This is a genomic window from Coleofasciculus sp. C1-SOL-03 (assembly GCF_040220555.1).
Lineage (GTDB): Bacteria > Cyanobacteriota > Cyanobacteriia > Cyanobacteriales > Coleofasciculaceae > Coleofasciculus.
Genome location: NZ_JAVJUO010000248.1, coordinates 21466 through 28156, shown reverse-complemented (window position 1 = coordinate 28156; position 6691 = coordinate 21466). Strand labels below are relative to the sequence as shown.

The 6691-nt window shown below is 44.7% G+C and carries 4 protein-coding genes; all 4 read right to left on the bottom strand.

What is annotated here, in order from left to right:
• Positions 1–477: 477 nt before the first annotated feature.
• Positions 478–2943 (bottom strand): endonuclease MutS2, encoded by a 2466-nt coding sequence (locus tag RIE73_RS37055; protein ID WP_446405926.1) that lies wholly within the window; start codon positions 2941–2943, stop codon positions 478–480.
• Positions 2944–3990: 1047 nt separating this feature from the next.
• Positions 3991–4218 carry a hypothetical protein gene (locus RIE73_RS37050; protein WP_446405925.1) on the bottom strand — a complete coding sequence of 76 codons (228 nt, stop codon included), beginning with the start codon at positions 4216–4218 and terminating at the stop codon, positions 3991–3993.
• Between the two features lie 133 nt (positions 4219–4351).
• Positions 4352–4561: a hypothetical protein gene (locus RIE73_RS37045; RefSeq protein ID WP_446405924.1), complete on the bottom strand. Its 210-nt coding sequence runs from the start codon at positions 4559–4561 to the stop codon at positions 4352–4354.
• Between the two features lie 245 nt (positions 4562–4806).
• Positions 4807–6681: an adenylate/guanylate cyclase domain-containing protein gene (locus RIE73_RS37040; protein WP_446405923.1), complete on the bottom strand. Its 1875-nt coding sequence runs from the start codon at positions 6679–6681 to the stop codon at positions 4807–4809.
• Positions 6682–6691: the final 10 nt, after the last annotated feature.

Genomic DNA, 6691 nt, shown 5'->3' with positions numbered 1-6691 from the left:
CCCTTTGCACAAAAAACAACGCCCCAAGCCCGATGGTTGGATACAGCCATATTTATTTTTTAAGCTATATTAAGCATTGCTCCCCAACCCAGACACCATAAGACTTGTGGATTGTTAAGAAAGATGTGACTAATGCATAGCCTACAAGAGGGGGGATGACAGAGGATGCTTCGCTTTTGTTGCACGGGAGAAGGGGAACCAGACTCTCTTGCTCCCCTCTTGCTCCCCTCTCCCAAGCTTGGGAGAGGGGCTGGGGGTGAGGGCTGGCGTGGGAGAGGGGCTTCTGGTGAGGGGTTTTCCGCTTAAGTTGACACGGGCGCACGTCGGTGCGCCCCTACAGGTTTTGGGTATGAGGCAATCAAATTAAGGTGTGCCACGCTACTACGATGGTGATAATAGGGCACGGCATTGCCGTGTCCCTACCCAATCAATTATCCCTTTGTGGTAGGGGTACGATACTATCGTGCCTTGAGCTAGCTATTTAATATAAGCTACTGTTACCCCCGATCCGCCTTCTGCTTGTTCGGCTAATTCAAACCGATCAACGAGGGGATGGCGTTCTAAGAATTCATGCACCCCAGCCCTTAATTTTCCAGTTCCTTTGCCGTGAATAATCCACAATACCCCAGAGGCGATCGCTTGGGAAATGGCTTGTTCTAACTCGACTTCAGCATCCGCAACACGCGATCCGCGTAAATCAATGGTATTTTTCTCGGTGCGAATCGGGGGAGTCGGTGGCGATGCGGCGGCGGGTGCAGGAGTGGATGCAGGTTTTGATTTTACAGGCATTTGCGCCTTTTCACCCTCTAGGGATTCGATATCCGCTAGGGATACCGTCATCTTCATTAAGCCAAAGCGCACTCTGAGTTCCCCATCTTCATCCGCAGGGGTCAAAACTTCCGCCGTTTGGTTCAGGCGAGGAATGCGGATGCGATCGCCTACTTGGGGTTGAAAGGCGGGTTTGGCTTTGGGAGGGGGTTTGGGGATGTGACGCTGCTCAATTTCCTTCAGCGCACTGGTGGCTTTTTGGGCGTTTTGAGCGATTTGGGGTCCTTGCTGTAATTTGCGAATCACCTGGGCAATTTCGGCTTTGGCTTGGGCGATCGCCTCTTGTACCGCCTGTTCTTGGGACAGTTTCAATTCCCGTTCTCTCTCCTGCAAGAGTTTGGCTTTACTGGAGACTTCTTGATGCAAACGTTCGGTTTGCTGGAGGAGTTGGTTGGCTTCTTGGGCTTTGGTTTCCTGATCCCGCCGTTGGGCTTCGAGTCCAGAAATTACCTGGTTTACGTCTTCCGAACTGCTTCCGACTAAGGTTTGAGCAAGGGATACCACATCTGATTTTAATCCTAACCGTTCGGCAATAGTTAACGCATTAGATCGACCCGGAATTCCCCAGAGGAGGCGATAGGTAGGGGAAAGGGTGACATCATCAAACTCCACCGAGGCGTTCTCAAATCGTTCATCTTGATATTTCAGCGCCTTGAGTTCGCCATAGTGCGTCGTCGCTACGGTAAGCTGGGCATGATCCGCCAGATATTTGAGGAGTGCGATCGCTAAAGCACTTCCTTCGGCTGGATCAGTTCCCGCGCCAATTTCATCCAGTAAGACTAAGGCGGATGTGGGATGGGGGGTGTCTGGTTCCCTTTCGGCTAAATCCTCGTCTCCCCCATCTGTAGAGACGTTGCATGCAACGTCTCTACAATTTTCTAATTCATCTAAAATCCGACTAATCCGGCGAATATGACCGGAAAACGTGGATAAACTTTGCTCTAAAGACTGTTCATCACCAATATCTGCCAGAATTTGCTCAAACCACGGCAGTTCTACGGGTTCTTTGGCGGGGACAAATAAACCCACTTTTGCCATGAGTGCGGCTAATCCCAATGTTTTTAAGGTAACGGTTTTACCCCCTGTATTCGGACCCGTAATCGCCACAACTTTTATTTGGGGCTGAATCTGGATGGTAATCGGTACAACTGGCGCATCTTCTTCATGCTGATGCTGCCAGACTAACAGAGGATGTCGCAATTGGCGCAGGGTAATCGATTCTCGTTGATTCGGATCAATGAAGCGCGGCGGATTTGCCTGAAGCCAGAGGCTATATCGGGCTTTGGCGGTGGCTAAATCTAACCGAGTGGCGACGGCTAATACTTGTTCTAGATCGGGCTTAACGGCGGCGACTTGTTCAGTTAAGGCGCGGCGCACGGCTTCGGCTTCGGCTTGTTCTCGGCGTTGATAGGTTTTGAGTTGATTCCCCAGCCCAACGATCGCATGGGGTTCGATGTACAGCGTAGCACCTGTACTGGAGGCGTCATGAACGATACCCGAAACCGAGTCTTTCTGGGGGGCTTTCACCGGGAGAACAAAGCGATCGCCCCGTTGGGTGATTAAGGGTTGCTGGAGTGCGCCGCCTTGACGCTGTACAATGTTTTGCAGCGTTTGATAAATGCGATCGCGTAGGGATTTACTCTGTTGGCGAATGTCTGCCAGTTTCGGACTCGCGCGATCGGTGACATCGCCGCGTTCGTCGATACAACGGTGAATTTCTTGTTCTAATTCGGGATAGGTACGGATATCAGCAACAAGTTGGTTGAGAACGGGGATATCCTCTTGATCGTCAATGAGCCGCCGTAAACGCCGGACACCTGCTAGAGTGGTTGCGATCGCCAGTAAATCTTCCCCGGATAATATCCCTTGTCGTTCAGCCCTCTCTAGCGCATCACCAATATCCTGAATCCCCTCAAACGTCCAACCACTGGTTAACTGACATTCCAGGTGATAGACTTCTTTCGTCTGCGCCAATAGATGCAGACTTTCTGCCAAAGTAGCGGGAGGATGGAGATGGCGAGACGCGATCGCGCCTAGTTTGGTGGCGGCGAAGGTTGCCAAGTGTTGGCACAGGCGTTGCCATTCGAGTAGTTCTAACGTTTCAGATTGAATCAAAGCCCAATATTAAAGGTTACCCTATATGTTTATTATTAGACAATTTTCCCGTACCGGGGAGTGAGTTTAACCGTAATATATAGCGCTACGCGCCAGGGAATAGGCAATAGGCAATGGGCAATAGTGAAGAAAAACGCTTACCTTACAAGGGATTGAACGATTTGAATTTTTCTTGATATGTCCTAACTAGAGTACGTAGTGCTATATCTGAGAAATTCTGTGGAGTTGTTCTCTAGTTGGAGGAAATAGTCAATGAGTTCTGCCCAAAGAAGAAGTAATTTATCATACACCCAGTCTACCGTTAACTATGCAGTCGCTTTCCTAGGGATAGATAGGGAGCTATTTATCACCCAGCCTTGTTCTTCCCAGGGGTCAAGCGGAGTAATGGAATAAGAGGATGTCATTTTCTCAAGCTGACGCAAATCCTCAACCTGTACTCCCTGAAAGAGTTTATCTAAGGCGTCGCGATCGGCTGAGGTTAGAGGAACCCTAGGGTATATGTGAGTTTGTGTCTGTCTTACCATAGTTTAATCCTGAATCAATTTCTAAATGGGGATGCTTATTAACAAATATTACAGAAGCTTTACATAAATACATCCGCCATTTTACGGAGATTGTCTGCTCCGGGATTCTGACTAGAGAGGCATTCCATGAATTGCGTCTTTTGTCAATATTTTTATAAACTGTATAAAATTTAACTAAAAGGCTGTTTTAAGATTTATTTGTCGGGTTTGTCACCTTGAATCAAAGCCTGAAATCGATTATCTCCTCGAAAATTATCAAAAGCTGAATCAGTTAGCCTTGGGTTTAAACCCAAGGAACCCAAGCGAAAGTCAGCTAAAGCTGACTAGACCAAGCAAGAATAATGGCACTGACTTCAGCCTTTTGGAATCGCCGGAACTCTTGCTATACCCTAGGTTAGGCACTATCTATCAGCTTTAAGTTAGTACCATTCGGATTAAAAGTTTTAGTCCACTTTAGTGGACTTGAGCTTTTAGCCCGGAGTTTGAACTCCGGGCGGATGTCTTTAAGTCAGTGCTATTCGTGCTAAGTTTGCCTTTGTGGTTTGATGACATCAAAAGGAAAAGTGTCAGGAAAAATTTGCCGCTGGCGACGTTGCTGGATCATCCACCAGAGAAAACGCCCAGCTAGAGGTACAATACCAACGCCAAGGATGACGATGAAAATATCCTTGTTTTCACTAATTAATGTCAGACTGGTTTCCAGTAAGCCTTGCACCTGTTGTAGCCAAATGTAGAGAACCTGGTTAATCATGGGAGGAGTCAAATAATTAAGACGCGCTCCTTAGCATCGCACTCTTTCCCACATTTTATCCGAGGAACTTTAAGTTTGCAGGCGTACTGTTGCCGAGTTTAGCTCGATCAACTACACTCTACCTCAATGGTCTTTAAACGGTAGAGTTATTACAACCCGATAAGCAACCACCGCGCACCCATCCTTTCTCTTCCCAACGATCTAAGGGGGCTACAGCATAGTAAGAACTAATCGTTTCTATTTGATTTACGAACTCACCATCTAAGCCTGAAAAGATTTTATCTAACGCCGCTGTGTCTTTGTGATTTAACGGCATTTTTGAATTTCCCCGATTTCTTGGCATCGTTCTTCCCCTATAATCTCAATCCACTTAGATGTTCTTTTTTTAGTTTATTAAGAAAAAGCAATAATGATCAATTTTTTCTATAGAGATAGCTTATCACTCCTATTGCCATCTTTAGCTCTGATCGGCAACTGATGATGATTCTCGGTGATTGTTGATCCGCTCTAAGCTAAACCAGTAGATATACTTAAGTAAATCTACTCAAAGTTGGTGAGCCGGGAACGGGGAACAGTAAGGATTTGAGGCTAGTTAATCTTCCCCTTAAGAAAATAAGTTGTCATCTTCCCTTTACCTTTAACCTGAATAGTGCCTCGTTCCTCAAACAGATAGTTATCCTGCAACTTTTTATACGTAAACTCAGTAACCTGAATTTTATCCGGAAGCCCTTGGGATTCCATGCGTGAGGCGATATTGACCGTATCTCCCCACAGATCATAACTAAATTTTTTGATGCCAATTACTCCAGCAACAACGGGTCCTGTATTGATACCAATACGAATACTTAAGGTTTGATTATTCTGGCTATTAAACTTGGTAATCACCTGTTGCATATCCAGTGCCATATTAGCAATAGCTTCAGCATGATCGAGGCGGGGAGTGGGGAGTCCCCCTACCACCATATACGCATCCCCAATTGTTTTAATTTTCTCTAAGGCATAATAATCACTTAATTCATCAAACGCCGAAAAAATTCGGTTGAGTAATTCAACAACTTGGGCAGGGGGGAAGCGAGCCGATAATTCGGTAAAGCCCACAATATCAGCAAACAAAACTGTGACTTCCTCAAAATTGTCGGCGATTGTACTTTCGAGTTGTTTCAAGCGTTGAGCAATTACTTTGGGTAAAATATTTAGCAGTAGGCGTTCGGCTTGCTCTTGTTCATAGTGCAGTGCTTCTTGCCATGCTTTACGTACCGTAATATCTTCTACGGTTCCTTCATAGTAAATAAAATTACCGTGCTTATCGCGGACAGCTCTTGCCTTCTCCTCAATCCAGATTTTTGTGCCATTTTTCCGGTACACTTGCGATTCAAAATCCGAAACTGATCCATATTTCTCCAGGATACGGATTAATTCATCGTGACGGTTTGGCTGGACATAAAGCTGACGATTAAGATTAATTAAATTGTTACACAGTTCTTCCGCAGAAGCATAACCATAAATCGTGGCTAATGTGGTATTTGCCGTTAAAAAACGTCCTCCTGGAGTAACTTTAAAGATTCCTTCTACTGAGTTATCAAAACTACTCCGAAATCTCTCTTCGCATTTTTGCAGACTTTTGGCTAGCTGTTTTGTTTTTCTGATCATCACAATCAATAAAGTTACCGTTATTGTACCAGAAACAGCATAAAATAAAATCCGATAAGTTTTAGTTTTTCTTAAAAAAACTTGATAAGAACGCTGATAAATTTCCAGGAGCTGTTCACTTTGTTGCTCCATGGGCAATTCCAGAATTTGCATCATCAGGCTATCCACCTGAGATTCATGGGTCACAATAATTTCGGCATAGAGTAGAGCGGCATCCAGTTCAGAAAGATTCAGAGCAGACGATGCTGGTAATAGATCAGCACGTTGCCGAATTGCTGCCACTTGTCTCTGGATTTTGAGAATTAATTCATCATTGGGAGATAATGTATAAATTAAAATATCGTTCAACAGAGTATTTAATTGATAAATTAAGTCATCAGTGCTTGCTTCCGTTGCCGCTTGACGGGATAGTTCTTGAATCGTATTCGGCAGAGATTTTAAAGATTGATTAAGAATCCTTTCTTGTTCAATGACCTCTTCGATTAAATCCTGCTTGTCTTCAAAGAGAGAGTAATTCTGTTGTAAGGCTAACTTGATTTCTGGATAATAGTCGCTATTGACAAAATCAGGTATATTTTCTAAGTCATGGTGTAAGTCTTCAATCTGATTTAAATTATTAAGAATAGTTTCATGATTATTAAATAAACCCTGTTGAACCTGCAATATATCTGTATTTAATGTTGCGTCAGTCTCCTGAAGCTGGTGTAAATTTGACAGATAGTGATGGTGTTGACTAATATTGATAGCCTGAGCTTTAATGAATAATATAACCCATAAAAAAGTTCCGCCTGCCGCAATTCCTATATTTCGCATAGCGGAAAAC

What these genes read in the sequence shown, in the direction of transcription:
- RIE73_RS37045 (WP_446405924.1), bottom strand. Translation starts at nt 4,561, where the DNA reads ATGCCAAGAAATCGGGGAAATTCAAAAATGCCGTTAAATCACAAAGAC.
- RIE73_RS37050 (WP_446405925.1), bottom strand. Translation starts at nt 4,218, where the DNA reads ATGATTAACCAGGTTCTCTACATTTGGCTACAACAGGTGCAAGGCTTA.
- RIE73_RS37040 (WP_446405923.1), bottom strand. Translation starts at nt 6,681, where the DNA reads ATGCGAAATATAGGAATTGCGGCAGGCGGAACTTTTTTATGGGTTATA.